We start from the raw sequence: 26,170 nt of genomic DNA on the forward strand, positions 1-26,170 counted from the left end.
CCTTTTTTGGGAGCACTGCTGATGCGTTCATCTCCTCGATCCCTTCAACGCGGAATCACTTTCTTCGGCCTGTTGTTCAATGCAGCGGTTTTCGGTGTGCTGGGGGTGGTTACCGCCCAAGTGGTTCCGACCTATATCGAATACCACGCCATTACCCGCGCTGCTGAAGCGGCCCGAGGCGGGCAAACCCCGCTGGAGGCGCGCGACCTGTTTGACAAGGCTGCAGCGATCAATGACATCAAGTCGATCACTGGCAAGGACATCGAAGTCAGCAAGGAAGGTGAAAAGGTCGTGGTCAGTTTTGCGTACCAGCGTGAGATCCATTTGGCCGGGCCTGCCTACCTGACGCTCAAGTATTCCGGGCGCACCAAGTAAGGTGACAGACGCGCTTGATCTCCTTGCACAACGGCTTCAGCACCGCTTCGCGGATACGAAGCTGTTGCAGACTGCGCTGACGCACCGCAGCTTTTCGGCGGATCACTACGAGCGCTTGGAGTTCCTGGGGGATGCGGTCCTGGATCTCTCGATTTCAGCCATGCTGTATGAGCGCCTTCAGGACCAGACCGAGGGCGATTTGTCCCGCATTCGCGCCAATCTGGTTCGCCAGGAAACTCTTTACCAGCTCGCCTTGGACCTGGGCTTATCCCAGTGTCTGCGTTTGGGCGAGGGCGAAAGCCGATCGGGTGGAAACAAGCGCCCCTCCATCCTGGCGGACGTGCTGGAGGCCTTGATCGGTGCCGTCTACCTCGATGGCGGGTTTGATGCCGCGCTGGCCCTGGTCAAGCGTCTCTACCAGAACGTCGACATCAATCCCCAGATGCAGGCAGCCGGCAAAGACGCCAAAACAGAGTTGCAGGAGTGGCTGCAGGGCCGCAAGATGAAGCTTCCGGTCTACAGTGTCGTTGCGGTGCTGGGGGCAGCCCACCAGCAGAGTTTCGATGTCGAATGCCGCGTTGATGAGTTGCGTTGCGCGCAACGTGGCCTGGGCGGGTCCCGCCGTGCGGCCGAGCAAGCTGCGGCGGCCGCGATGCTTGAACAAATCAAAGCCAAAGGTATTACATGAAAGCCGTACCACCAGTCCGTGCGGACGCTGTCGTCGATTCCGGGGCGCCTGATGTGGACGCCATGCTGAAGTCGCTTGGAAGACCGGCTGCCGCTGATGCCCCCCAGGAAGGGCAACGCTGTGGTGTCGTTGCGATCGTTGGCAAGCCCAACGTGGGCAAGTCAACCTTGCTCAATGCCCTGGTCGGACAGAAGATCAGCATCACTTCGCGCAAGGCGCAGACCACCCGTCACCGCATCACGGGTATGCGCACTGTCGGAGAAAGCCAATTCGTTTTCGTGGACACCCCGGGTTTCCAGACCCTGCACGGCAACGCGCTGAACAAGTCCCTGAACAAGGCGGTGGTGGGTGCGGTGGCAGACGTTGACCTGGTATTGTTCGTGGTTGAAGCCGGCACCTTTGCGCCCAGTGATGAGCGGGTACTCAAGCTTATCGGAACGGACATTCCGACCCTGTTGGTGGCGAACAAGTTGGACAACGTGCATCGTCGCAGCGATATCGCGCCATGGCTGCAGGCCATGCAGCAGCGCCACCCGTTTCGTGAATTCGTGCCGATGTCGGCAAAGAACCCCAAGGATGTAGAACGGCTTTTGCAGGTTTGTGCAGCTTACCTGCCGCAGCAAGCCTGGTGGTATGCGCCCGACGAGCTGACGGACCGTAGCGAGAAATTCCTGGCGGGCGAGCTGGTGCGTGAAAAGCTGTTCCGGCTGACCGGTGATGAGTTGCCCTACACCTCCACGGTCGTCATCGACAAGTTCGATGAGGAGCCCCCACAGCGCAAAGGGCAGAAGCGTCTGCTGCGCATTGCGGCCACCATCGTGGTGGAGCGCGATAGCCACAAGGCCATGGTCATTGGCGACAAGGGCGAGCGCATCAAGCGCATTGGCATGGAAACCCGTGTTGAGCTCGAAAAGCTGGCGGATGCCAAGGTCTTTCTCGAGTTGTGGGTCAAGGTGCGCTCGGGCTGGGCCGATGACGAAGCGCGGGTACGCAGCTTTGGTTATGAGTGAACTGGTACGGCGGTAACGCTAAATGGCCCCCCGGCGCATTGCGGACGAGCCTGCCTTCGTACTGCACCGTTATGACTGGAGTGAGTCCAGTCTCATCCTGGAAGTGTTCACTCGCCACCATGGGCGCACGGCCTTGGTGGCCAAAGGCGTCAAGCGCCCGACCTCGTCCTTTCGTCCGGTGTTGCTGCCCTTGCAGCCTCTGCACTTGGCCTTTGGGGGGGAGGGCGAGATTCGCACCCTGAAATCGGCTGATTGGCAAGGCGGCTATGTGATGCCGGTCGGCGACTCCCTGATGTCGGGCTTCTACATCAATGAGCTGGTTCTGGGCTTGTTGGGGCGAGACGATCCGCATCCACGTCTGTTTGACCACTACGCCCGCATGGTGCACCTGCTGGCTGCAGAACATGGCGAACTGCTGCAGGCGGCCTTGCGCACCTTTGAGCTTCTGCTCTTGCACGAAGTGGGATTGTTGCCCTTGCTGAACGTGCAGACTCTGACCCATAGTCCCTTGGAGAAGCAGCAGGCCTATGTTCTGGTGCCGGATGCTGGGCTGCGTGCAGCCTCGGTGCAGGAAACGCAGGCACTGACTGCCACGCAATGGCTGGCGCTGCAGGCGGCACTTGAGAGCGACATGGTGTTTTCGCGTGTGCTGACCTGTTGCAGCGAGGGCCTGTCCGGTCTGAAGCCGCAGCTGCGGCAGATGCTCCAGTACCATTGTGGCGTTTCCCGCCTGCGTACCCGCCAGGTGATGCAGGATGTGCAGGCCTTGTGAAAGCCTGTCTACTTTGATTCATTCGCCGATCTGGGGCCCCGTCCATGACCAATCTTTCCGTCAACCTCAACAAAGTGGCGCTGGTGCGCAATACCCGGCATCTGGGCATCCCAAGTATGACCCGTGCGGCCGAACTGTGCCTGCAATCGGGTGCGGCGGGCATCACGCTCCATCCCCGACCCGATGCCCGCCACGTACGGATGCAGGATGTGCTGGACATTGCGTCGGTGCTGCAGCGATGGCCAGGGCGTGAGCTCAATATCGAGGGCAATCCATTCCATAACCTGATGGATTGCGTGTCGCAGCTGCGCGAACGGGGTCTACCGCTGCACCAGATCACGCTGGTGCCCGACAGCGAAGGACAGTTCACGAGTGACCACGGCTGGTCCTTGCCTCAGGACAATGCGCGCTTGCGTCCGATCATCGCGCAGGCCAAGGCCTGGGGCCTGCGGGTCAGTCTGTTTATGGATGCGCAGACCGAGCCCATGGCACAGGCCAAGGCGCTCGGGGCAGACCGGGTGGAGCTCTATACGGAGCCATATGCTGCAGCATGGGGGGGCGCCGAGCAGGAGGCGCAACTGCAGCGCTTTGCAGCAGCGGCGCAGGCCGCCTTGGATGCGGGTCTGGAAGTCAACGCCGGGCACGACCTCAATCGGGACAACCTGGCGGCCTTTGCTCGCCGTGTGCCGGGCCTGCTGGAAGTATCGATTGGACATGCCCTGATTGCCGACGCCTTGGAGATGGGCTACGCCGCAACGGTGCAGGCTTATCTGCAGTGTCTGGGCCCTGCGGCATGATCGTCGGCATTGGTACCGATATTTGCGACGTGCGCCGCATCGAGGCCAGCTTGGAGCGCCACGGCGAGCGTTTCGCGCACAAGGTGCTCAGCGAGGCCGAGTTGGCGCAATGGCAGCGGCGCAGCGCGCGCTGGCCACAGCGTGGAGTGCGCTACCTGGCTACCCGCTTTTCCGCCAAGGAGGCGTTCAGCAAGGCCATCGGCTTGGGTATGCGCATGCCCATGACCTGGCGTTCCTGCGAGATTGCCAACCTGTCCAGTGGTGCACCCGTCATCGTGCTGCATGGCCCCCTGAAGGAATGGTTCGAAAGCCGCGGATACCGGGCGCACATCAGCGTCACCGATGAGACGGATTACGCGGCCAGCTTTTGTGTGGTGGAGTCGGTTGACCAGTAGTCAAACGCCCCCTTGATGGTTAGTGCCCCAGGGCCTCGAGCTTGGCGACTGTCTCGCGCAAGGCCTTTTCCGTATCTTCATGCAGCAGCAGTGTGTCGTACGCGATGGCGACATTGTGGGAAAAGATTTCCAGCAGCTCCCTGGCTGCAGCGCCGATGTTCTCGGGAAACTCCATGTAGATGATGTTCTCGCTGCCGACGTTGGTGCGGAAGTAACCCACGTACACCTTGTCCCCGTAGTGTCCCGACTTGCGCGCCAGGGCGCCTTCGATGGCGCTGTGGACATGTTGTGGCAGGCGGTCCAGGCTGTCGCCTTCGATCAGTTGGGAATAGGCCTCGGTAGCCGCCAGCACGCGCAATGCCCCGTTGCCCGAACTGGCGGTGTAGGCGGCAATGTGGCTTGCGCAGATGCCTTGGCCGTTCAGGTCCAGTACGACATTGACCTGTTCGAGCACTGCTGACGCGAAGCCACGCATGGAGCGCGAATCATAGATCTGGCTCAGCGCCTGGATCGAGCGCTTGAGCCCCTGGCGTGCGTGTTCGATGCGCATCAGGTCCCGGTACGCGCGCAGGCCGGCGTAGAACACCGTGATCAGGCGCCTGCGCGTGAGGTCGGTCTTTTCCTTGTAGTCATTGATGTCGTAGTCCTTGATGACTTGCTCTTCGGGGGCCTGCCCCGGCTGGCCCGTGCGCAGGACGATGCGAACGTTGAGGTTGCCGATTACATCGCGGATGTGCTTGGCAAGGTCCAGGCCCGCGTGTTCGGTTTCCATGACCACGTCGAGCAGGATTAGCGCGATGTCGTTGGGCTGTGACAGCGCTCGACGGGCTTCGTCAGCGCTGTAGCAATGGGTGAACTGGATCGGGCGGCCATCCATTTCAAAGCCAGCCATCACCAATTTGGTGACTTCATGAACAGCGGGCTCATCGTCGACCACCATGACATGCCAGGGCTTCACAGCGCTGGTCGGCGCCAGGTTGGGCAATTCGTCATTGAAAACCAGATCATCCGACATGGACAGGCTCGCTTGCTAGGGGTTCACGTGGTCACAGTCTACCGGATGGGTGCGGTGTTGTGCCACTGGTGCGGGGCGGATTTTGCAGGACTACTACACTTGGCGCATGCAATTGCAAGAGATACTTTATTCGCAGGGCTTCGGCACACGCCGGGTATGTGCCGGGCTGATCCAGCAAGGACATGTCCAGGTCTATGGCGCTGAGGAAGGCCTCGAGCCGGAAACGATCACCCAGGCCGGCGCGGACATCGATGCGGACGGCCTGCGTTTTCGGGTTCAGGGCGTTACCTGGACTTTTTTCGAAAAGGCCTACGTCATGCTGAACAAGCCCGCCGGAACGGAGTGTTCGCAAAAACCCTCCATGTACCCGAGTGTCTACACCTTGTTGCCTGCGCCCTTGCGTCAGCGGCCACAGAAGGGTGCCGTGCAGGGGGTGCAGGCCGTGGGGCGGCTGGACCAGGATACGACCGGCTTGCTGCTGCTGACCGACGATGGCCAGTTCATCCACCGCATGAGTTCGCCCCGCCACCATGTGCCCAAGGTCTATGAGGCGCAACTCAAGCACCCTATTGTTCCCCAACTGGTACAGAAATTGCTCGATGGCGTGGTACTCGACGACGACCCGAAGCCGGTGCGCGCAGCCGCTTGTGAAGCCGTCGACGAGCACCTGCTGCGCTTGACGCTGACGGAGGGGAAATACCACCAGGTCAAGCGCATGGTGGCCGCCGCTGGCAATAGGGTCGAAGGCCTGCACCGATCCCAGATCGGTCAGCTCAAGCTGCCCGCCGACCTGGCACCTGGGCAATGGCGCTGGCTGCGCGCCGCCGACCTGGAGTTGTTGCGATGAAAGCGGTGTTGGACGCCTTTTGGCGGGCAGTGGCGTACTGCTTGCATCCACGGGTCATGCTGGTGTCGCTTCTTCCCTTGGTATTGATGGCCTCCATGCTGGCAGGGCTGGGGTACTTCTTCTGGGAGCAGGCCATTGACCAGGTCGCCATGGGCTTGGAACGCATTGAAATGCTGCGTCAGGCATGGGCTTGGATGGAGCGCTGGAACCTGGGTGGGCTCAAGGCCGTGCTGGCGCCCATGGTGGTGATCCTGGTCGTGACCCCCGTAGTGGTCATCGGGTGTCTGTTGTTGGTCGCTCTGGGCATGACGCCGGTGTTGGTGCGCCTGGTGGCTGCGCGGCGCTTCCCGCAACTGCAGGCCTTGCGGGGTGCCTCGTTCCTGCGCAGCGCACTCTGGTCTGCGGGGGTCAGCGCCGCCGCGTTGTTGGCTTGCCTGCTGACGTTGCCGCTGTGGCTGCTGCCGCCGGTGGCCCTGATCCTGCCGGCCTTGATCTGGGGATGGCTGACCTGCAAGGTGATGGCCTTTGATGCCCTGGCCGAGCACGCCAGTGCCGAAGAGCGCCATGCCTTGCTGCGCCAGCACGCGATGCCCCTGCTGGTCATGGGGATCGTCTGTGGCTACCTCGGGGCGGCACCGAGTCTGATCTGGTCGCTGGGCATGGTGGCCATTGTCTGGGCGCCTATCCTGCTGCCCCTGTCGGTCTGGCTCTACACCCTGGTATTCGCTTTTTCCTCGCTCTGGTTTGTGCACTACTGTCTGGCCGCCCTGCAGCAGTACCGTGTGCGGCAGGGGGTGGTGCAGATGCCTGCGTCGGTGGCCCCGCTGGCCGATTCAAGCGATGTGGAGTTGTGACATGCACTTTGGCCTGATCATCATTGGTGACGAGATCCTGAGCGGACGACGCGAAGACAAGCACCTGTCCAAGGCGATCGGGATCCTGGGAGCGCGTGGCCTCACGGTGTCCTATGCCCACTATGTGGGTGATGACCCGCAGCGCATTACCGCAACTTTGCGCCAAGCCTTTGCCTCGGGCGACGTGGTGTTCTCGTTCGGTGGCATCGGTGCCACACCGGACGACCACACGCGCCAATGCGCAGCGCAGGCGCTGGGGCGTCCGTTGGTGCTGCACCCCGAGGCGGCAGCACTGGTGCGCGAGCGCATGCAGGACGTGGCCCGCGAGCAGGGTGTGCCGTATGAACCCGACCGGGCCGACAATGTGCATCGCCTGAACATGGCCATGTTTGCCCAAGGCGCCCGCATCATCCCCAACCCGTACAACAAGATTGCGGGCTTCAGCCTCGACGGCCCCACTGGTGGTACTGTGCATTTCGTGCCAGGGTTCCCGGTCATGGCCTGGCCCATGGTCGAGTGGGTGCTCGACACCCAGTACCGCGCGCATTTCCGCAAAGGGGAGTGGGAAGAGCAATCCATCATCGTGTATGGCGCCATGGAGGCTAGCCTGACACCCCTGATGGAGCAGATCGAGCGGGAGCATCCGGTCAAGGTTTTCAGCCTTCCCAGCGTCGACCATCCGCAGCACGGCCGCCACATCGAACTCGGTGTCAAAGGTCACCCAGAGGCAGTCGGTTCCGCGTTTGCCGCATTGAAGAGGGGGTTGCACCAAGTTCAGGCGTCTTTAGGCCCTGAAATGGTGCAATCCGGTAATTGACCTGTTTTGGTGCATTGCACCAGTGCGGTGCATTGACTCAGTCGTCACTTTCGATTTTTTTTGCCATTCCTGATCCGCGTCAGCTTCCCGATGGCGCAGCCAAGGCACAATCATCAGGTTTTGCGAAAAACTGCAGCGCCGGCAGCTTGGCATAGAAGCTGCTAGGTAAGCGCACCAACTTTTTTCAACCGTGCAACAGGAGTATCTGATGGCCAAGACCGTCGCAGACGTCATGAAGATGGTGAAAGAGAACGAAGTCAAGTTTGTTGACTTCCGTTTCACCGATACCCGTGGTAAGTGGCAACACATCACCATCCCCGTGTCGCAGTTCAGCGAAGACAAGTTCGAAGAAGGCCAGGCCTTCGACGGTTCCTCGATTGCCGGCTGGAAGGGCATCGAAGCTTCCGACATGCTGCTGTCCCCTGATGCCAACAGCGCTTTCATCGACCCCTTCGTCGAAGAGTGCACCATGGTGCTGGTGTGCGACGTGATCGAGCCGACCGACGGCAAGGCCTACGAGCGCGATCCCCGCTCCATCGCCAAGCGCGCTGAAGCCTACCTCAAGACCTCAGGTCTGGGTGATGCAGCCTACTTCGGTCCCGAACCCGAATTCTTCCTGTTCGACGAAGTGCGCTGGAGCAACGAACCCGGCCACAGCTTCTACCAGATCGACGAGTACGAAGCACCCTGGAACAGCGGTGCCAAGCTCGAAGGCGGCAACCGTGGTCACCGTCCCCGTACCAAGGGCGGCTACTTCCCCGTGGCTCCCGTGGACAGCACCATCGACATGCGCAACGAGATGGTCCAGATTCTCGAAGCCGTTGGCGTTCCCGTCGAAGTGCACCACCACGAAGTGGCTGGCGCTGGCCAGTGCGAAATCGGTACCCGCTTCTCCACCCTGGTGGAGCGCGCCGACTGGACCCTGCTGCAGAAGTACGTGATCCAGAACGTGGCCCATGCCTACGGCAAGACCGCCACCTTCATGCCCAAGCCCTACCACGGTGACAACGGTTCCGGCATGCACGTGCACCAGTCCGTGTGGAAGGATGGCAAGAACCTGTTCGCTGGCAACGGTTACGCTGGCCTGTCCGAGTTTGCCCTGTGCTACATCGGCGGCATCATCAAGCACGCCCGTGCCCTGAACGCCATCACCAACCCTGGCACCAACAGCTACAAGCGCCTGGTTCCCCACTTCGAAGCGCCGGTCAAGCTGGCCTACTCGGCCAAGAACCGTTCCGCTTCCATCCGTATCCCGAACGTGGCATCCGACAAGGCTCGCCGCGTGGAAGCCCGCTTCCCCGATCCGCTGTGCAACCCCTACCTGGGCTTTGCTGCACTGCTGATGGCCGGTCTGGACGGCGTGGAAAACAAGATCCACCCCGGCGAAGCTGCCAGCAAGGACCTGTACCACCTGCCTCCCGAAGAGGACAAGCTGGTCCCCACCGTGTGCTCGAGCCTGGATCAGGCCCTCGAAGCGCTGGACAAGGACCGCGCCTTCCTGACCAAGGGTGGCGTGTTCACCGACGCCTGGATCGACGCCTACATTGACCTCAAGATGCAGGAAGTCACCCGCGCCCGCGTGGAAGTCTCCCCGGTCGACTACGACATGTACTTCTCCCTGTGATGCAGACCCCCTTGTGGGGTTTGTTACACACCGAAAGGACGGCTGGCCCGTCCTTTTTCTTTTTTTGGAACACAATCGGCGGCAATTGCGACTATGCTGCGCCGTATGCAGCGAAGAACCGAGTTTATGAAGCGTATTGTTTCAAGTGTGGCTCTGGCGGTGTGGGCCGCGTCCGCGCTGGCGCAGGGCGCCATCTACCGCTGCGGCAACGAATTCAGCAACACCCTCAGCGATGCGGAGGCGAAGCGGCGCGACTGCAAGCTGGTGTCGGGTGGCAACGTCACGGTGGTACCCGCCGTCAAGCAGCCAGCGGCCAAGTCGGGCAGTTCTCCGGCCAATGCACCGCGGGTGGACGCCAATGACCAGCGCAGCAAGGATGCCGATGCCCGGGCCATCCTGGAGGCCGAATTGCGCAAGGCCGAAGCGCGCCAGGCCGAGCTGCTCAAGGAATACAACAACGGCGAGCCCGAGAAGGTCGGGCCCGAAACCCGCAACCACCAGAAGTACCTGGACCGCGTGGCCGAACTCAAGCGCAGCATCGAGCGCAACGAGGCCGACATTGCCGGTATCAAGCGCGAACTGGCACGGGTGGGGACGACCCCTGCGGCCAATACCGGCACCAGCAAGTTTTGAGTACCGTGGTTCAGCCTGTAGCGCCCCCGTCGGCCGGGCGGTTTGCGGCCTTTGACGTACTGGCCACGCTGGTGGCGGTGCTGCAGGCCGACGGCAGCCTGGCCTATGCCAACTCTGCGCTCGAAGACGCCCTGGGCATCTCTCGCCGATTGCTGGTGGGGCAGACACTGGCAAGCTATTTTGTCGATGCAGCGCCCTTCGTGCGGGCCTGGAACGATGTCAGCCGCAGCGCGTTTTCGGCCATCCGCTACGACGCCCAGCTGCGCCGCATGGCGGGCGAGCCCTTGCCAGTGCATGTGATCCTTACGCACGTACAGGAGTCCGGCGAGGTCGTGGTGGAGATGGTCTCCCAGGAGCAGCAGACGCGCCAGGAGCGCGAAGAGCGACTGGCCGAACAGGCGCAGACCAACAAGGAACTCATCCGTAACCTGGCCCACGAGATCAAGAACCCGCTGGGGGGCATCCGTGGTGCGGCCCAGTTGCTGGAGATGGAGGTCGAGGCCCAGGAGCTCAAGGAGTACACCCAGGTCATCATCCGCGAGGCCGACCGCCTGCAGAGCCTGGTGGACCGCCTGCTGGCGCCGCACCGCAAGCCGCACGTGGTGGGGGATGTGAATATCCACGAAGTCTGTGAGCGCGTGCGTTCGCTCATCCTGGCCGAGTTCCCCAAGGGCCTGAAGGTGGTGCGTGACTACGACATCTCGCTGCCTGAATTCCGCGGTGACATCGAGCAGCTGATCCAGGCCGTGCTCAACATCGCCCACAACGCCTGCCAGGCATTGGCCGAGCGGCGTGCTGCCGGTGATGCGATGCTGACCTTCAAGACCCGGGCCCTGCGCCAGATCACCCTGGGCAAGACGCGCTACAAGTTGGCACTGGAATTGCATGTGATCGACAACGGACCCGGCATACCGGATTCGATCAAGGACCGCATCTTCTATCCGCTGGTTTCGGGCCGCGATGGGGGGTCAGGATTGGGGCTGACACTGGCGCAGAATTTTGTCCAGCAGCACCATGGGGTGATCGAAGTCGATAGCGTGCCGGGCCGCACGGATTTCACCCTGGTGATTCCGTTGCCATAAACCCGCGGCTTGCGCTTTGCACCAATTCCGTGCAAGGTAGCAGCCCAGTCTGTTGAAGGGAAGCACCTGGCCATGAAGCCGATTTGGATCGTTGACGATGACCAGTCCATCCGCTTCGTGCTGGAAAAGGCACTGCAGCGCGAACAACTCCCCACCCGCAGTTTCAGCAACCCCCGGGATGTGCTGGCCGCGCTGGACGAGGAGGGTGATGTCCCCCAGGTATTGGTCAGCGATATCCGCATGCCGGGCGGTTCCGGCCTGGAATTGCTCGACAAGGTCAAGGCCCGGTTCCCGGGCCTGCCCGTGATCATCATGACGGCGTTTTCCGACCTGGACAGTGCGGTGAGTGCCTTCCAGGGCGGCGCTTTCGAATACCTGCCCAAACCCTTTGACCTGCCCAAGGCGGTGGAGCTGATCCGCCGTGCCGTGGAGGAAAGCCAGCGCGAGGAAGTGGCCGAGGAACGCATAGCCGCCGCGCCCGAAATGCTGGGCCAGGCCCCGGCCATGCAGGACGTGTTTCGTGCCATCGGCCGGCTGTCGCAGAGCAATGTCACGGTCATGATCACCGGCGAGTCCGGCTCCGGCAAGGAGCTGGTGGCGCGTGCCCTGCACAAGCATTCGCTGCGCAGCGAAGGGCCCTTCGTGGCCATCAACACCGCGGCGATCCCGAAGGATCTGCTGGAGAGCGAACTGTTCGGCCATGAGCGTGGCGCCTTCACCGGGGCGCAGACCATGCGCCGTGGACGTTTCGAGCAGGCCGAAGGCGGCACACTGTTCCTCGACGAGATCGGCGACATGCCGTTCGAGCTGCAGACCCGCCTGCTGCGCGTGCTGTCCGACGGCAACTTCTACCGCGTGGGCGGCCACAGCGCCATCAAGGCCAACGTGCGCGTCATTGCGGCCACGCACCAGAACCTGGAACAGCGCGTCAAGGATGGCGGGTTCCGTGAGGACCTGTTCCACCGACTCAACGTGATCCGGCTGCGCCTGCCGCCCTTGCGTGAACGCAAGGAAGACGTGGCCATGCTGACCCGCCATTTCCTGCAGCAGAGCGCACAGCAATTGGGCGTGGAGCCCAAGCGCATTTCTGACGCGGCCCTGGCCTGGCTGGAGAATTTCAGCTTCCCCGGCAACGTGCGCCAGCTGGAAAACCTGTGCCACTGGCTCACCGTCATGGCGCCGGCCCAGGTCATCGAACCCAAGGACCTGCCACCCGAAATCGGTGTCGTGGGTGACGCGGCGCCAGCAGCGGCCGCTGCCGCACCGCCGGTCGAGTCGGCCGCGCGCCCGGTGGTGGCACCCCTTACCGCCCCCGTGGCGGCCGTGGCGCTGCCTGTCGCTGCCGAGGCGGTAGCAGCGGGCAGTGGCGCGGGCTGGGAGCGCGACCTGGAGCAGGAAGCCCAGGCCCTGCTGGAGCAGGGACGCACCGATGTCTGGGACGTGCTGACACGTCGCTTCGAGTCCAGCCTGATCCAGACCGCCTTGCAGGCGACACGCGGGCGCCGCATCGAAGCGGCCCACAAGCTCGGCATCGGGCGCAACACCATCACCCGCAAGATCCAGGAGCTCGGGCTCGAAGACTGATGGCATTTTTGGTGCTGAGCCCACGGAAACACTGCGTAGGCAGCTACGCTATTGATAGCGACTGAAGTAGCCATGCACATTGAGATCGACGACCTGCGCCGCCCCCAGGTGGCGGAACTGCTCGAAGAGCACCTGGAGGACATGCGGGCCTGGTCCCCGCCCGAGAGTGTGCATGCGCTGGATCTGGATCGGCTGCGCCAACCCGGCATCACGTTCTGGACCGTGTGGGAGGGCGACGAATTGTTGGCCTGTGGCGCCATCAAGCGGCTCGACGCCTTGCATGGGGAACTCAAGTCCATGCGGACCGCGCGCAAGGCCCGTGGCCGCGGTGCGGCAACCCTGCTGCTGCGCCATGCCTTGGCGCAGGCGCGCCAGTGGGGGCTGCAGCGCCTGAGTCTGGAAACGGGTACCACTGAGGGCTTTGCGGCAGCGCACCGTCTCTACGCGCGCCATGGCTTTGTCGATTGCGGCCCCTTTGCCGACTATGCGCCGGACCCGTTCAGCCGGTTCATGACCTATGTCCTGGGGCCAGGCGTCCAGGTACGTGATGCCTGCGTGGACGACGCCTCCGCGATCAGTGCTTTGCTCACCAGCCTCGGCTACCCCGGCACGGAAAACCTTGTTCCGGCCAAAATTGCCCTGTTGTGCTCGCACCCCGATGCGCGCTTGCTGGTGGCGGTGGATGGGGACCAGGTGCTGGGGGTGGTGTCATTGCACTTTGTGCCACAACTGGCCTTGGCCGGTGACTTCTGCCGCATCAGCTACTTGTGCGTGGGGGATGGCGCACGCAGTCGGGGGGTAGGCGCGGCCCTGGTGGCGCAGGTCGAAGCCATGGCACGCGAGCGTGGCTGTGACCGCATCGAACTGCACTGCCACAGCCGCCGTGTCGATGCCCACCGCTTCTATGACCGTCAGGGCTACGAGGAGTCGCCCAAGTACCTTATGAAGCTGCTGGCGCACCCGAATTTACCCTGAAATTCGGCTGCATCCCGCATATCCACTGCGTAGTCAGCAAGTAAATCAATAGCGTCCTACTTCGGGTTTCAGGTCGTCCGTGGGTTCCGGGCGGGTGTCCGGGCCGGTGCCGCTGAAGCGGTCCATCGCCAGGTACAGCACCGGGGTGATGAAGAGGGTGATGGCCTGCGAGAACACCAGACCGCCCACCACGGCCAGGCCCAGGGGCTGGCGCAGTTCGGCGCCGGCCCCAATGCCCAGCGCAATCGGCAGCGCGCCCATCAGCGCAGCCAGCGTGGTCATCATGATGGGGCGGAAGCGCAGCACGCAGGCTTCGTGGATGGCCTGCTCGGGCGTCATGCCGTGGTGGCGCTGGGCTTCCAGGGCGAAGTCGATCATCATGATGGCGTTTTTCTTCACGATGCCGATGAGCATCACGATGCCGATGGTGGCGATCAGCGTCAGGTCCTGTCCGAACAGCATCAGCGTGGCGAGCGCCCCCACGGCCGCCGAGGGCAGGCCCGCGAGGATGGTCAGCGGGTGGATGAAGCTCTCGTACAGCACGCCCAGCAGCACGTAGATCACCACCAGCGCGGCGATGATGAGGATGGCCTGGTTGCCCTGCGAACTCTTGAACACCGCCGCGTCACCGCCGTAGGTGGCGATGATGGAGTCCGGCATCTGCAGCTTGGCACGCGCCTCGTCGATGCGCGCGGTGGCGTCGCCCAGCGCGGCGCCCGGTGCCAGGTTGAACGAGATGGTAATGGCCTGCAGCTGCCCCACGTGGTTGAAGGAGGTGGCACCGATGCCACGCTCCACCCGCACGAACGAGGCCAGCGGCACCAGCGCGCCGGTGTTGGAGCGCACGTACAGGGTGTTGAGTGCCTGTTCGTCTTCCTTCATTTCCGGTGCACTTTGCAGGATGACCGAATAGGTGTCGGTGGGCGTGTAGATGGTGGACACCTGGCGCTCGCCCAGGGCGTTGTAGAGGGTCTGGCGCGTCGCCTCGATGCTCACGCCCAGCGTGGCGGCACGTTCCTGGTCGATCTTGAGCTTGGCCTGCAGGCCGCGGAACTGGGCATCGCTGGTCACATCGCGGAACAGCGGGTCGCCGCGCAGGGCGTCCTGCAGCTTGCGCGCCCACTCGCCGATCTCGCCCGCATTCACGCTTTGCAGGATGTACTGGTACTGGGCCTTGCTCTGGCGTCCGCCGAGCTGCAGGTTCTGCACCGAGCGCATGAAGACGTTGAGGCCGGCCACCTGGCGCAGCTGCTTGCGCAGGTCTTCGATGATCTGCTTGGCCGAGGCGCGTTCGCTGCGCGGTTTGAGCGTGACGAACATGCGCCCGTTGTTCACGGTGCCCGACACGCCCGAGCCGTTGAAGGAGTTGACGGCTGCCACCCCCGGGTGCTGGCGCACGATCGCTTCGGCGCGTTGCTGCAGGCGCACCATTTCCTCGAAGGACACGTCCTCGCTGCCCTCGGTAGTCACCTGGATCTGGCCGATGTCCTCTTCGGGGAAGAAGCCCTTGGGGATCACCATGGCCAGCCACACGGTGGCCACCAGCGTGCCCAGCGCCAGCAGCAGCACGCTCTTGCGCCAGCGCAGGGCCAGGTCCAGCATGCGGGTGTAGCCTGCCAGCAGCAGGTTGAAGCCGGTCTCGAAACTGTGCACCAAGGCACTGGGCGGTTTCTTGTGCGCTTCGTCCGACAGGAAGCGTGCGGCCAGCATGGGCACCAGCGTGAGCGACACGAAGGCCGACACCACGATGGACAGACCCACCACCACGGCGAACTCGTGGAACAGCAGGCCGATGACACCGGGCATGAAGAAGATGGGAATGAACACCGCGATCAGCGAGGTGGAGATGGAGATGATGGTGAAGCCCACTTCACGGGCCCCGCGCAGCGCGGCCCCGAACGGGTCTTCGCCGTGCTCCACGTGGCGGATGATGTTTTCCAGCACCACGATGGCGTCGTCCACCACCAGGCCCACGGCCAGCGTCAGGCCCAAGAGCGAGATATTGTCCAGGCTGTAGTGCAGGCCCCACAGCAGGGCCACGGCACCGATCAGCGACACCGGCAGGGACAAGGTGGGAATGACGGTGGCGACAAAGCGGCGCAGGAACAGGAAGATGACCAGCACCACTAGCGCCACGGTGCCGGCCAGGGTCAGGCCCACGTCGTGCAGGGCTTCGCGCACCGACAGCGAGCGGTCGTTGATGGGCGTCATGCGCACGCTTTGCGGCAGCTGCGCCTGCATGGCGGGCAGGGCGGCGCGCACTGCGTCCACCACGGCCACGGTGTTGGCACCGGGCTGGCGCTGGATGGCCAGAGTGATCGACGGGTCGCCGTTGAAGGTGGCGAAGGTGCGCAGGTTCTCGATGCTGTCTTCCACCTGGGCCACATCGCGCAGGCGCACCGGGGCGCCACCGCGGAAGGCGATCACGAGGTTGCCGAACTGCTCGGCGTTGCGCAGCGTCTGGGATGCCTGCAGCACCAGGGTCTGGCGCTTGTTTTCCAGCGTACCCAGCGGGGTGTTGCTGTTGGCCGCGCGCAGGGCACTGGCGAGTTCGTCCCAGCCCAGGTTGCGCTGCACCAGGGCCTGCGGGTTCACGCGCACACGCACGGCGAAACGCTTGGAGCCGAAGATGTTGACCTGGGCAATGCCGTCGATGGTGGTGAGCGTGGGCACCAGCAGGTGCTCGGCATAGTCCTGCAGTTCCTGCGGGCTGATGGCAGGCGACGTGAGCGAGATGAGCAGTACCGGGGCGTCGGCCGGGTTCACCTTGCGGTAGCTCGGCGGGTTGGTCATGTCGGACGGCAGCGAGCGCTGGGCGCGCAATAGCGCGGCCTGCACGTCCACGGCGGCGGCGTCGATGTTGCGGCCGTCCTCGAATTCGAGCGTGAGCGAGGTGTTGTCCTGGGTACTGACCGAGCTGATGGTCTTCAGGCCCGGCACGGTCTGGAACTGCTTTTCCAGCACCAGCGCCACCGAGCTCGCCATGGTTTCGGGGTTGGCGCCGGGCAGCGAGGCCGAGACGCTGATGACCGGGGTATCGTAGCTGGGCAGTGCTGCCACCGGAATGCTGCGCAGGCCGATGATGCCGGCCGCGATGATGGCCAGGTTCAGCAGCACCGTCATCACCGGACGGCGGATGAACAATTCGGACAGGTTCATGGCGGGGCCTCGGGATTACTGCGCGGAGGCCGCAGGGCGGGGGGCGTCGGCGCTCTTGGCGGCGCCGTCCTTGCTGCCGGCCTTGTCGGCTCCCTTGTCCTGCGGCTTGCGCTCCACCAGCGCGGCACCCGGGCGCACGTTCTGGCGCCCGTCGAGCACGATGCGCTCATCGCCCTTCAGGCCCGTCACTGCCGCTTCGCCATTGGCGGCATAGACGGTCTTGATGGGTTTGGCCACGGCCTTGCCGTCTTCCAGCACGAACACCGCGGTGCCGCGCTGCGAGGTAACGATGGCGGCCTGCGGGATCACCAGTGCGTCGTTGAGCTGTTTGAGCGTGAGTGCCACCTGCACGTAGGCGCCCGGCCACAGGGCCTGGTCCTTGTTGGCAAAGTTGGCCTTGGCCTTGATCGTGCCCGAGGCCGCATCGACCTGGCTATCGACGAACTGCAGCTTGCCCTGCACGGTGGCGCCGGTGGCGGGCAGGGTGGCCGTCACGGTGCCCTTGCCGCTGGCCACGGCCCGCAGGGCGTCGGCGAGCTGGTCCTGCGGCAGCGTGAACTGCACCTGGATCGGGTCGAGCTGGGTGATGGTGGTGATGGCGGTCTGGTTGGCGATCAGCGCGCTGCCGGGGTTCACGCCCACCAGTCCGACGCGGCCGGAAATGGGCGCCTTGACGGTACCGTAGGAGAGCGTCACGCGGGCCTGGTCGATGGCAGCCTGGTCGGCCGCCACATTGGCGCTTTGGGCGTCCACCTGGGCCTGGGCCGTGTCGACGGCGCTCTGGGACATGAATTTCTGCGCCACCAGGTCCTTGGCGCGTGCCAGCTGGCGCTGGGCATCGGCCAGGGCGGCCTGGTCCTTGGCCTTCTGCGCCGTCAGCCGAGCCACGTTGGCCTCGTCGTTGCGCGTATCCAAGGTCACCAGCCGCTCGCCGGCCTTGACCCATTGGCCCTCCTTCACGTGCACCGCCACCACCGGGTTGCTGGCCTGGGCGCGCACGTCCACCGCCGTCACCGCCACCACGGTGCCGGTGGTGCGCAGGTCCAGGCCCATGTCGCGCTTTTGTGGCTGTACCAGGGTGACGCTGACCGGGGCGCCGGTGGCGGGTGCACTGGCGCCATTGGCCGGTGCGGAAGCGGTGGGGGCGGAGGCTGCTGCCGCGGGGCTGGCGCTGTTGCTGGCGGGCTGGCAGGCGCTCAGTAGGGCGGCCAGTGCCAGCAGGGCCAGGGGGCGGAAATGGATGGGTGCGTGCATGGAACGATCCAACGGAATAGGCGGCAGGTGGGGCGGCGGGTGGGGCAGCGGGGCCGAACTGAAACCCACGATGGTAAGGGACATGGGCTTTCCCCCGCTGACGCCTTGCTTAGCTTTACCCAGCTTCACCCAGGGTCAGCACCACCGGCGCATGGTCGCTGGGGCGCTCGTTCTTGCGCGGCGTCTTGTCGACCTCGCAGGCCGTGGCGCGGGTCTTGAGGGCGTCGGTGATGAGGATGTGGTCGATGCGCAGGCCGCGGTTGCGGCGAAAGCCGAAGTCGCGGTAGTCCCACCAGCTGTAGGTCTTGGGCGGATGGGGAAACAGGCGCAGGCTGTCGTGCAGGCCCAGGGCCACCAGGGCCCGCAGGTGGTAGCGCTCCTCTTCGGTGCAGTGGATGGTGCCCTCCAGGGCCACCGGGTCCCAAACGTCCGCTTCGTCGAACGTGATGTTGTAGTCGCCCATCAGTACCAGCTGCGGGTGGGCTTCCAGCTCGATCTTGAGCCAGCGGCGCAGGGCCGAGAGCCATTCCATCTTGTATTCGAACTTGTCGCTGCCGGGCTCCTGCCCATTGGGGAAGTAGGCGCCGACCACGCGTACCCCCTGCACGGTGGCGGTGATGACGCGGGCCATGTCGTCGTCGAAGCCCGGGATGTTCTTCACCACGTCGGCAGCCGGTGCCTTGGTGATCAGCGCCACGCCGTTGTAGGTCTTCTGGCCAAAGCACACGCTCTGGTAGCCGGCGGCGGCAAAGGCATCGTGCGGAAACTTGTCGTCCGTCATCTTGAGTTCCTGCAGCGCCAGCACGTCCACGGGGTTGGCGGCCAGCCAGTCCAGCACCTGCGGCAGGCGAACCGAGAGGGAATTGACGTTCCAGGTGGCAAGTTTCATGGTCATTTTGGGGTTTGGCCCGCGCGGATACTGCGTAGGCAGCTATGAAATATGTAGCAATTGAGGGGCGCTCGGCGCGTTCGCACTCAGGGCGTGGCTTGCGAGTGTGCCACCAAGGCCTGGTCGTGGGTTTCCAGCAGGGCCATGAAGCGCTGGGCGGCCGGAGAGAGGGTGCGCGCCGAGAGCCAGGCGCAGGCAAAGCGCACGTGGACCCCCAGGTCAATGCCGGGCAGGCAGACCAGCTGGCCTGACGCCACCTCGGCCGCCACCATGAAGTCCGGCATCAGAGACACCGCGTCGCTGTGGCGCAGCACGTCCTTGAGCATGCCGGAGAGGTCGCATTCCACCGCCAGCAGCCCGCGCTTCGGTGATGGCGACCGGCTGGCCGCGGGCAGCACGCTGTGCAGCAGCGTGGCCTGCGCCGGTGTCAAACTGGGCCCGACCAGCGGGTAGGAGAACACCTGGGTGGCGCTCGGTGCCGGGCCCTGGGTCAGCGGGTGCTGCGGGCGGCACACGGCCACCATGGGGTGCTCGTGCAGGGGTCGGACCGTGAAGTCCTCCATCTGCGCTACCTGGCTGGGTTCCAGCACGATCAGGTCCACGTCGCGGGCGCGGGCGCGCTCGGGCAGTTCCTGCCAGGGTGCCAGCACGGTCTTGATGCGCAGGCCCGGGTGGGCCCGGTTCAGCTGCCCCATGGGCGGGCCGACCAGGGCCGAGCCGCCATAGGGGCCGACGCCGATGCGCAGCTCACCGAGCTCCAGCCCCTGGGTGAGCGCGATGTCGCGTTCCAGGTCGCGGGTGGCGATGTCCAGGCGCCGCGCATGGTCCAGCAGCAGCTGGCCGATGGCGGTGGGGGCCACATCGCCACGCTGGCGTTCCACCACCGGCGCGCCGACTTCGGCCTCCAGGGCCTGGATGCTGCGTGACAGCGCACTCTGGGTCAGGTGCACGGCGTCGGCCGCGCGGCTGAAGCTGCCGTGCTCGACGATGGCCATCAGATGGCGAAGGTGGCGAAGTTCCATGTATGAATTCTAATCATCAAACCAATGTTTCAAATGCATTGGACAAATACCTGTATGCGGGAGAAGATCGCGGCCATCGCCCCATCCGAGGGTGTTTTTCCATGGAGACATGCATGGCTTCTGTTCCGTTGTGGTCCGCTCGCGGCCGGTTTTTCACTTGGGGTGCGCTCGGCGTGACGCTGGTGCTGGGCTTGGGCGCCTGCTCGCGCCAAGGTGGTGTGGGCGGTAGTGCGTCGGACGCCTCGCCAACCGTGGTGCAGGCCAATGCCGACATGGCCAAAGGACTGAACCTGACCGACCCGCAGGACTTCGAGGATGCCAAGCGCGGCTTCATCGCCAAGCCCTCGGGCCAGATCAAGTCTTCCGACGGCACTGTGCTGAAGGACTTCGACGTCTACGCCTTCCTGGAAGGCGCTCCTGCCGACACCGTGAACCCCAGCCTGTGGCGCCATGCCCAGCTCAATGCGCAGGTGGGCCTGTTCAAGGTGACCGACGGTGTGTACCAGCTGCGCGGCTTCGACATTGCCAACATGACCCTGATCGAAGGCAAGACCGGCTTCATCGTGGTCGACCCGCTCTCCAGCAAGGAGTCAAGCTCCTATGCATTGGAGTTCGCCCGCAAGCACCTGGGCAACAAGCCGGTCACGGGCCTGGTCATGACCCATGCCCATGCGGACCACTTCGGTGGAGCCCTGGGCGTGATCACCGGTGAAGAGGTGCAGTCCCGCAAGGTTCCGGTGGTGGCGTCCTACGGCTTCATGGAAGAGGCCACCAGCGAGAACATCATGGTCGGTACCGCCATGGGGCGTCGCTCCATGTACCAGTTCGGCAAGGACCTGCCGCGCTCGCCCAAGGGCAATGTGGACACCGGTCTGGGCAAGGATGTGGTGTACGGGCAGATCGGCATCCTGCCGCCGAACTGGATCATCGTGAAGTCGCAGCAGCCGATGCAGATCGACGGCGTGGACTTCGTGTTCCACAACGTGCCCGGTGCCGAGTGCCCGGCCGAGCTCACCTTCAGCATTCCGGCCAAGAAGCTCTACAACGGGGCCGAGAACCTGGCCCAGACCATGCACAACCTGCTGCCCATCCGCGGTGCCAAGGTGCGTGATGCGCTCCTGTGGTCGAAGTACCTGCAGAACGCGCTCGACGATCTGGGCGACACCGAGATCTACATCGCCCAGCACAACCAGCCGATCTGGGGCAACCAGCGCATCCGCGAGTTCATCACCGTGCAGCGCGACGTGTACAAGTACACCCACGACCAGACTGTGCGCCTGATGAACAACGGACTGACCCCGCGCGAGATTGCCGACAGGATCCAGTTGCCCGAGTCGCTGTCCAAGCACCTCGGGGCCCGTGGCTACTATGGCGACCTGCGCCACAACGTGAAGGCGGTGTACCAGTTCTACCTGGGCTTCTACGACGGCAACCCCGCCAACCTGAACCCGCTGCCCCCGACGGAGTCCGGCAAGCGCTACATGGAACTCATCGGTGCCGACAAGGCCGTGAGCGCCGCGCAGACCGCCTTCGACAAGGGTGACTTCCGCTGGGCCGCCGAGTTGCTGAACCACGTGGTCATGGCCGACAGTGGCAACAATGCGGCCAAGGAGCTGCTGGCCAAGACCTATGAGCAGATGGGCTACATGGCCGAGGCCGCCACCTGGCGCAACGCCTACCTCACCGGTGCGCAGGAGCTGCGTGCCGGCCCGCCCAAGAAGGGCGTCGACAAGTCCATCCTGTTGGACATGCTGTTGCGTGTGCCTACCGAGCGCTTCCTCGAAGCGATGGCCGCCGGACTCAAGGCCGAGGACGCCGTGGGCAAGGACTTCAAGATCAACCTGGTGCTCACCGACACCCAGGAGCAGTACGTGCTGTGGATCGAGAACGCCGTGCTGCACTTCAGGAAAGGGTCACCGGCTGCCGATGCCAATGCCACGTTGAGCCTGACGCGCAGCATCCTGGTCAAGATGATTGCCGGGGTTGCCGGTGTCAAGGACACCATCATGAGTGACGACCTCAAGGTCACCGGCAGCAAGATCGACCTGGTGCGTTTCTTCGGCCTGATCGACAAGCCGCAGGCCAACTTCCCCATCGTGACGCGCTGATCTGCTGACCCGCCGGGCTGGGGCGCCGCCCCGGCCCGCGTCTGCCTCTCCTTAGGACCCAATATGTCGATTTGCATTCGGCGCCGCCAGGCGCTGGGGATGGCCTGCGCCACGTTTTTGGCACAGACCGCGTGGGCGGCTGAACCGGCGCCTGCCGTCGCGGTGGTGGTGGGAAAGACGCTGCGTCTGGTGGCCAGCGGTTACCGCTACAAGGGACCGTTCAAGGTCAACCTGATCGAGCTGTATGCGCAGGACCGCTTTGCCAGCCTGGACGAACTCGCCCGCCAGGACGGCCCCAAGCGCATTGCGATGACCTTGCAGCAGGAGGTTTCGTCCAACTTCCTGGGCAAGTCACTCACGCGCGGCATCGAGGACAACGTGGCCAAGGGTGACCTGGCCCCGCTGGTACCGGCACTGGTGCGCATGGGCGAGCTCTTCAACGAGTACAAGTCGCTGGCATCGGGCAGCAAGGTCCTCATCGACTTCGTACCCGGCACCGGCACGGTCATCACCATCAACGGCGTGCAGGCCGGCGAGCCTTTCAGGGAGCCCACGCTGTTCCGCGCCATCCTGTCCATCTGGCTCGGGCCCGTGCCGGTCGATTTCCGTCTCAAGGACACCCTGTTGGGGGTCCGGTAGACACCGCCAATCCATCAATACGAAGAGGTATTCCCATGACAGCACGCATATTTCGCCCGTTCATTGCCTTTGCCAGCGCCGTGGCGTTGGCCCTGCCGGCTACCGCGTTGGAGGTCGGTGGTGTGCGCTTCGACGACGTGCAGACCGTGGCTGGCAAGACCCTGCAGCTCAATGGCGCGGCCATGCGCCAGATCCTGGTGATCAAGTTCTTCGCCATCGGCCTGTATGTGGAGAAGAAATCCACAAACGCGGCCGACATCCTGGCGGCCACCGGCCCGCGTCGGGTGCAGATCCACCTGCAGCGCGAGACCAGCAGTGATGAGCTGGGCCAGGCCTTCGTGACGGCCATGAACAAGAACAACAGCAAGGAGGAGAAGGGCAAGGTCGTTGCCCAGACCACCGCCTTCGGCGAGATCTTCGCCAACCTCGGAACCCTGAAGAAGGGTGACGTGATGACGCTGGACTGGGTGCCGGGCAAAGGCACGGTGGCCAGCCTCAACGGCAAGCCCATCGGCGAGCCGCTGCCCGACATTGCCTTCCACAACGCCGTGCTGCGCATCTGGCTGGGTGACGCACCCGCCCAGGCCAACATGAAGCCCGCCCTGCTTGGGGAGAAGGGCTGAAGCGTCGAGCGCTCCAGGGCCAACTGCTGCGTCGGATCATCCGTATCGGTCCGGCTTGGTGCAAACCCTAGGCGCTGGCGGCTGCCCATGCCACACCGATGCGCTGCCGGGAGGGTACATTTGACCCTGGCTAGCCTGTTGGTATGCATTGTTCCTAGGAAGGTACCGAATCCATGTCTTCTACCCGCCTCAACCCCCTGGACGCCGCCTGGATCTTCACCGAGTCGCGCGCCACCCCGAACCACGTGGGGGGGCTGCTGCAGTTCAAGCTGCCGCCCAATGCACCGCAGGACTTCATGCGCCAGCTCATGGCCGAGTTCCGCAGCCACCGTAAGTTCACGGCGCCGTGGAACCGCAAGCTCAAGTACGCCTTCAACTTCAACCCGGTGGCCGAGTGGGTGGAAGACCGCCACATTGACCTTGAGTACCACGTGCGCCATGCGGCGCTGCCCTGGCCCGGTGGTGAGCGCGAGCTCGGTGAACTCGTTGGGCGCCTGCAGAGCACGCCCCTCGACCTGAGTCGTCCCCCATGGGAGTGCACCATCATCGAAGGCCTGGAAGGCGGGCGCTTTGCGCTGTTCATCAAGATGCACCACTCGCTCATCGATGGTGTTTCCGGGGTCAAGCTGCTGCAGCGCTCGATGGCCTTCACGGCCAAGGACAGTCTGGATCTGCCGCCGTTCTGGGCTTCCGGCAAGCCCAGCAACAAGGCACATCAACATGCCCAGGCCCATGAGGCCCTGCTGCCCACCTTTGCCCATGCGGTGACAGGTGCCTTCGAGGAAATCACCATGCAGGCCAAGACCGCGCCGCAGCTGGTGGCCGCCTTCAGCAAGATGGCCAAGAGCGCCATGGAAGGTGGCGACACCATGATGGTGCCCTTCGATGCCCCGCAGTCCGTGCTCAATGGGCGCGTGCGCGAAAAGCGCCGTTTTGCCACCCAGCGCTTCGAGATGGAGCGCCTGCGTGCCGTGGCCCAGGCCGCCGACTGCACCCTGAACGACGTGGTGCTGGCGATCTGCGGTGGCGCGCTGCGCCGCTTCCTGAGCGAGCGCAATGCGCTGCCGCACAAGCCGCTCACGGCCGGCATACCGATGTCGGTGCGGCCCAAGGATGACGAGGGCCAGGGCAACGCCATCAGCTTCATCATCTCCACACTGGGGACTGACATCGCCGACCCGGTCAAGCGCCTGGAGGCGATCCGCAAGTCGGTGGGGCACGCCAAGGAGCATGTGCAGAGCCTGCCGCGCCAGGCCATGATGCAGTACACCGTGCTGCTGATGGCGCCCACCATCCTGACCCTGCTCACGGGCATCGGCGGGCGCATGCGGCCGATGTTCAACATCACCATCTCCAACGTGCCCGGGCCGGACAAGCCGCTGTACTTCCGCGGCGCCGAACTGCTGGCAACCTACCCGGCCTCCATCGTCACCCATGGCCAGGCCGTCAACATCACTTGCCAGAGCTACGCGGGCTACATGAATTTCGGCTACACCGGCTGCCACTCCTCGGTACCGGGGATCCAGAAGCTGGCGGTCTACACCGGCGAGGCCTTGCGCGAACTCGAAGAGGCGGTGTTGCCGAAGGGAAAGACCCGCAGCAACGTGGTCCAGCTCAAGGCAGCGCGCAAGCCCGCGGCAAAGAAGGCTCCGGCACCTGTACAGCCAGCCGCCACGGTGGCCGATGCCCCCAAGACCCCGGCCCGAACGAAGGCGGCAGGGGCCGCCAAGGGCGCGGTGACCAAGGCGGCTGCAGCGGCCTCCGCCGAGCCCCGGCCCAAGCGCCAGAAGAAATGAAAAAGCGGGCTGAAGCCCGCTTTTTCATTGCGTGAGCCGCTACCGATTTCGTAGCGGCTGGGGCCTCAGATGTGCATCAGGGCCAGCACGCCAATGGCCACGCCGCTGCCGCCGGCCAGGAACATGCCCCATTCGAGCCACTTCTTCTTGGTCAGCAGGGCAATGGCGGCCAGGGCGATGGAAATCTGCAGCACGGTGGTGGCCTGGGCCCAGCGGTGGTGCAGGTGCATCTGCTCGTCGCTCTTGTGGTCCCACTCGGTGGCCTCGGCTTCCAGGCCATCGGCCTTTTCCTTGATTTCGCCCTTTTCCTTCTCGTAGCGGTCGACCTTGGCCTGGTACTTGGCCTTGTCGTCTTCCTTGCTGGCCAGGTCGCGGCTCATTTCGGCCAGCGCCTGCTTGGTGCTCTTGGCCTGGAAGTAGTTCCACTGGTTCGACGCCTCGGTCTTCTTGATGGCGGCGTTGTTCTTGTACAGGCCGGCATTGGCCTGGGTGGCGCCACCCATGTAGCCGAACAGGGCACCCACGGTGGCAATGATGGCGGTGAACAGGGCGATCTGGTTGGTCATGCCCTTGTGCTCGTCGCCGCCGTGGTCGCCATGGCCGTGGCCGCCTTGCTGGGCGTGCTCCAGTTCGTGGTCGTGCGGGCCGTGTACGTGAAAACCGTGTCCAGACATGGGGGATCAAACTCCTGTGTTGCGTTGGTAGGTAACAAAACTGTAGGCCAGCCCGGTGTCATTCACGTGACGTTCACGTGCGACTTCGGTCCAGGCTGGCCCTAAGGTGGGGGCGAAAGCGTCCCCTTCAAATGCCTTTTCGATCTCGGTCACCACGGCGGTGCTGGCCAGCGGCTCGGCCAGGGCGTAGAGCTGGGCGCCGCCGATCACCCACACGTCCGGGGCTTGCTCGCAAAGTTGTAGCGCCTTGCGCAAATCCTGCGCGGGCAAAGCACCGTTTTCACTCCAATTCGCTTGCCGGGTGACGACGATGTTGCTGCGCCCAGGCAGGGGGCGGAAGCGCGGTGGCAAGGAATCCCAAGTCTTGCGGCCCATGATGACCGGGCAGCCCAGGGTGGTGCGCTTGAAGTGCGCCAGGTCTTCGGGCAGGTGCCAGGGCAGGGTGCCGTTGGTGCCGATGACGCCATTGGCGGCGCGGGCGTAGATGAGGTGCAGGCGGGGCAGGGTGGTGGGGTGGTGCATGGGGTGGCGATTATCG

General features: G+C 64.1%; 25 protein-coding genes. 18 read left to right on the forward strand and 7 right to left on the reverse strand.

The window, feature by feature from the left end; all coding sequences use genetic code 11:
- Positions 1–21: 21 nt before the first annotated feature.
- The 6 genes from RQP54_RS08650 (at position 22) to acpS (ending at position 4,037) form a co-directional block, all read left to right on the forward strand.
- Positions 22–375 (forward strand): DUF4845 domain-containing protein, encoded by a 354-nt coding sequence (locus tag RQP54_RS08650; RefSeq protein WP_315677843.1) that lies wholly within the window; start codon positions 22–24, stop codon positions 373–375.
- Position 376: 1 nt separating this feature from the next.
- Complete coding sequence (rnc, locus tag RQP54_RS08655) at positions 377–1,063, forward strand: ribonuclease III (protein WP_315677844.1); 687 nt, start codon at positions 377–379, stop codon at positions 1,061–1,063.
- Between the two features lie 62 nt (positions 1,064–1,125).
- Positions 1,126–2,073, forward strand: coding sequence for a GTPase Era (gene era, locus RQP54_RS08660; RefSeq protein WP_315678804.1), 948 nt, complete (start codon positions 1,126–1,128; stop codon positions 2,071–2,073).
- A 22-nt stretch (positions 2,074–2,095) separates the two neighbouring features.
- Positions 2,096–2,845, forward strand: a complete 750-nt coding sequence (recO, locus tag RQP54_RS08665; protein WP_315677845.1) for a DNA repair protein RecO — start codon at positions 2,096–2,098, stop codon at positions 2,843–2,845.
- Positions 2,846–2,889: 44 nt separating this feature from the next.
- Positions 2,890–3,642, forward strand: coding sequence for a pyridoxine 5'-phosphate synthase (locus RQP54_RS08670; protein ID WP_315677846.1), 753 nt, complete (start codon positions 2,890–2,892; stop codon positions 3,640–3,642).
- Positions 3,639–4,037: a holo-ACP synthase gene (gene acpS, locus RQP54_RS08675; RefSeq protein ID WP_315677847.1), complete on the forward strand. Its 399-nt coding sequence runs from the start codon at positions 3,639–3,641 to the stop codon at positions 4,035–4,037. Before RQP54_RS08670 ends, acpS begins: the two co-directional genes overlap by 4 nt.
- A gap of 19 nt (positions 4,038–4,056) precedes the next feature.
- On the opposite strand, the gene RQP54_RS08680 is transcribed toward acpS, so the two are convergent.
- The gene (locus RQP54_RS08680; protein WP_315677848.1) at positions 4,057–5,052 is read right to left on the reverse strand and encodes a DUF3369 domain-containing protein; all 996 of its coding nucleotides are present in this window, start codon (positions 5,050–5,052) and stop codon (positions 4,057–4,059) included.
- Between the two features lie 106 nt (positions 5,053–5,158).
- On the opposite strand from RQP54_RS08680, the gene RQP54_RS08685 reads away from it, so the two are divergent.
- From RQP54_RS08685 to RQP54_RS08720, 8 genes are all read left to right on the forward strand, one after another.
- Positions 5,159–5,899 (forward strand): 16S rRNA pseudouridine(516) synthase, encoded by a 741-nt coding sequence (locus tag RQP54_RS08685; protein ID WP_315677849.1) that lies wholly within the window; start codon positions 5,159–5,161, stop codon positions 5,897–5,899.
- Entirely contained in the window at positions 5,896–6,753 is an 858-nt protein-coding gene (locus RQP54_RS08690) for an EI24 domain-containing protein (protein ID WP_315677850.1), read from the forward strand. Before RQP54_RS08685 ends, RQP54_RS08690 begins: the two co-directional genes overlap by 4 nt.
- A 1-nt stretch (position 6,754) precedes the next feature.
- Positions 6,755–7,570 (forward strand): competence/damage-inducible protein A, encoded by an 816-nt coding sequence (locus RQP54_RS08695; RefSeq protein ID WP_315677851.1) that lies wholly within the window; start codon positions 6,755–6,757, stop codon positions 7,568–7,570.
- A gap of 208 nt (positions 7,571–7,778) precedes the next feature.
- Positions 7,779–9,194 carry a type I glutamate--ammonia ligase gene (gene glnA, locus RQP54_RS08700; RefSeq protein WP_315677852.1) on the forward strand — a complete coding sequence of 472 codons (1,416 nt, stop codon included), beginning with the start codon at positions 7,779–7,781 and terminating at the stop codon, positions 9,192–9,194.
- Positions 9,195–9,320: 126 nt separating this feature from the next.
- Positions 9,321–9,827: a hypothetical protein gene (locus tag RQP54_RS08705; protein WP_315677853.1), complete on the forward strand. Its 507-nt coding sequence runs from the start codon at positions 9,321–9,323 to the stop codon at positions 9,825–9,827.
- Positions 9,824–10,909 (forward strand): nitrogen regulation protein NR(II), encoded by a 1,086-nt coding sequence (gene glnL, locus RQP54_RS08710; RefSeq protein ID WP_409997545.1) that lies wholly within the window; start codon positions 9,824–9,826, stop codon positions 10,907–10,909. The genes RQP54_RS08705 and glnL overlap by 4 nt, the downstream gene beginning before the upstream one ends.
- Positions 10,910–10,981: 72 nt before the next feature.
- Positions 10,982–12,493, forward strand: coding sequence for a nitrogen regulation protein NR(I) (gene ntrC, locus RQP54_RS08715; protein WP_315677855.1), 1,512 nt, complete (start codon positions 10,982–10,984; stop codon positions 12,491–12,493).
- A 72-nt stretch (positions 12,494–12,565) separates the two neighbouring features.
- On the forward strand, positions 12,566–13,468 hold the full coding sequence (locus RQP54_RS08720) for a GNAT family N-acetyltransferase (RefSeq protein ID WP_315677856.1): 903 nt from the start codon (positions 12,566–12,568) through the stop codon (positions 13,466–13,468).
- Positions 13,469–13,513: 45 nt separating this feature from the next.
- On the opposite strand, the gene RQP54_RS08725 is transcribed toward RQP54_RS08720, so the two are convergent.
- The 4 genes from RQP54_RS08725 to RQP54_RS08740 form a co-directional block, all read right to left on the reverse strand.
- Positions 13,514–16,627 (reverse strand): efflux RND transporter permease subunit, encoded by a 3,114-nt coding sequence (locus tag RQP54_RS08725; RefSeq protein WP_315677857.1) that lies wholly within the window; start codon positions 16,625–16,627, stop codon positions 13,514–13,516.
- A gap of 15 nt (positions 16,628–16,642) precedes the next feature.
- Positions 16,643–17,965: an efflux RND transporter periplasmic adaptor subunit gene (locus tag RQP54_RS08730; protein ID WP_315677859.1), complete on the reverse strand. Its 1,323-nt coding sequence runs from the start codon at positions 17,963–17,965 to the stop codon at positions 16,643–16,645.
- A gap of 31 nt (positions 17,966–17,996) precedes the next feature.
- Positions 17,997–18,770 carry an exodeoxyribonuclease III gene (gene xth, locus RQP54_RS08735; protein WP_315677860.1) on the reverse strand — a complete coding sequence of 258 codons (774 nt, stop codon included), beginning with the start codon at positions 18,768–18,770 and terminating at the stop codon, positions 17,997–17,999.
- Between the two features lie 86 nt (positions 18,771–18,856).
- Positions 18,857–19,792 (reverse strand): LysR family transcriptional regulator, encoded by a 936-nt coding sequence (locus RQP54_RS08740; RefSeq protein WP_315677861.1) that lies wholly within the window; start codon positions 19,790–19,792, stop codon positions 18,857–18,859.
- 113 nt (positions 19,793–19,905) lie between these two features.
- On the opposite strand from RQP54_RS08740, the gene RQP54_RS08745 reads away from it, so the two are divergent.
- The 4 genes from RQP54_RS08745 to RQP54_RS08760 all read left to right on the forward strand — a co-directional run bounded on the left by RQP54_RS08745 (position 19,906) and on the right by RQP54_RS08760 (position 24,958).
- Complete coding sequence (locus RQP54_RS08745; RefSeq protein ID WP_315677862.1) at positions 19,906–21,900, forward strand: alkyl/aryl-sulfatase; 1,995 nt, start codon at positions 19,906–19,908, stop codon at positions 21,898–21,900.
- A 63-nt stretch (positions 21,901–21,963) separates the two neighbouring features.
- Positions 21,964–22,539 carry a chalcone isomerase family protein gene (locus RQP54_RS08750; RefSeq protein WP_315677863.1) on the forward strand — a complete coding sequence of 192 codons (576 nt, stop codon included), beginning with the start codon at positions 21,964–21,966 and terminating at the stop codon, positions 22,537–22,539.
- Between the two features lie 35 nt (positions 22,540–22,574).
- Positions 22,575–23,162 (forward strand): chalcone isomerase family protein, encoded by a 588-nt coding sequence (locus tag RQP54_RS08755; protein WP_315677864.1) that lies wholly within the window; start codon positions 22,575–22,577, stop codon positions 23,160–23,162.
- Between the two features lie 173 nt (positions 23,163–23,335).
- Positions 23,336–24,958 (forward strand): wax ester/triacylglycerol synthase family O-acyltransferase, encoded by a 1,623-nt coding sequence (locus tag RQP54_RS08760; RefSeq protein ID WP_315677865.1) that lies wholly within the window; start codon positions 23,336–23,338, stop codon positions 24,956–24,958.
- 65 nt (positions 24,959–25,023) lie between these two features.
- Here RQP54_RS08760 and RQP54_RS08765 read toward each other — a convergent pair whose 3' ends face one another.
- A complete protein-coding gene (locus tag RQP54_RS08765; RefSeq protein ID WP_315677866.1) occupies positions 25,024–25,632 on the reverse strand; it encodes a DUF4337 domain-containing protein in 609 nt (202 codons plus the stop codon).
- Positions 25,633–25,638: 6 nt separating this feature from the next.
- Positions 25,639–26,154, reverse strand: coding sequence for a dihydrofolate reductase (locus RQP54_RS08770; protein ID WP_315677867.1), 516 nt, complete (start codon positions 26,152–26,154; stop codon positions 25,639–25,641).
- Positions 26,155–26,170 lie beyond the last annotated feature (16 nt).

It is taken from the genome of Curvibacter sp. APW13, assembly GCF_032337135.1.
Lineage (GTDB): Bacteria > Pseudomonadota > Gammaproteobacteria > Burkholderiales > Burkholderiaceae_C > Allorhodoferax.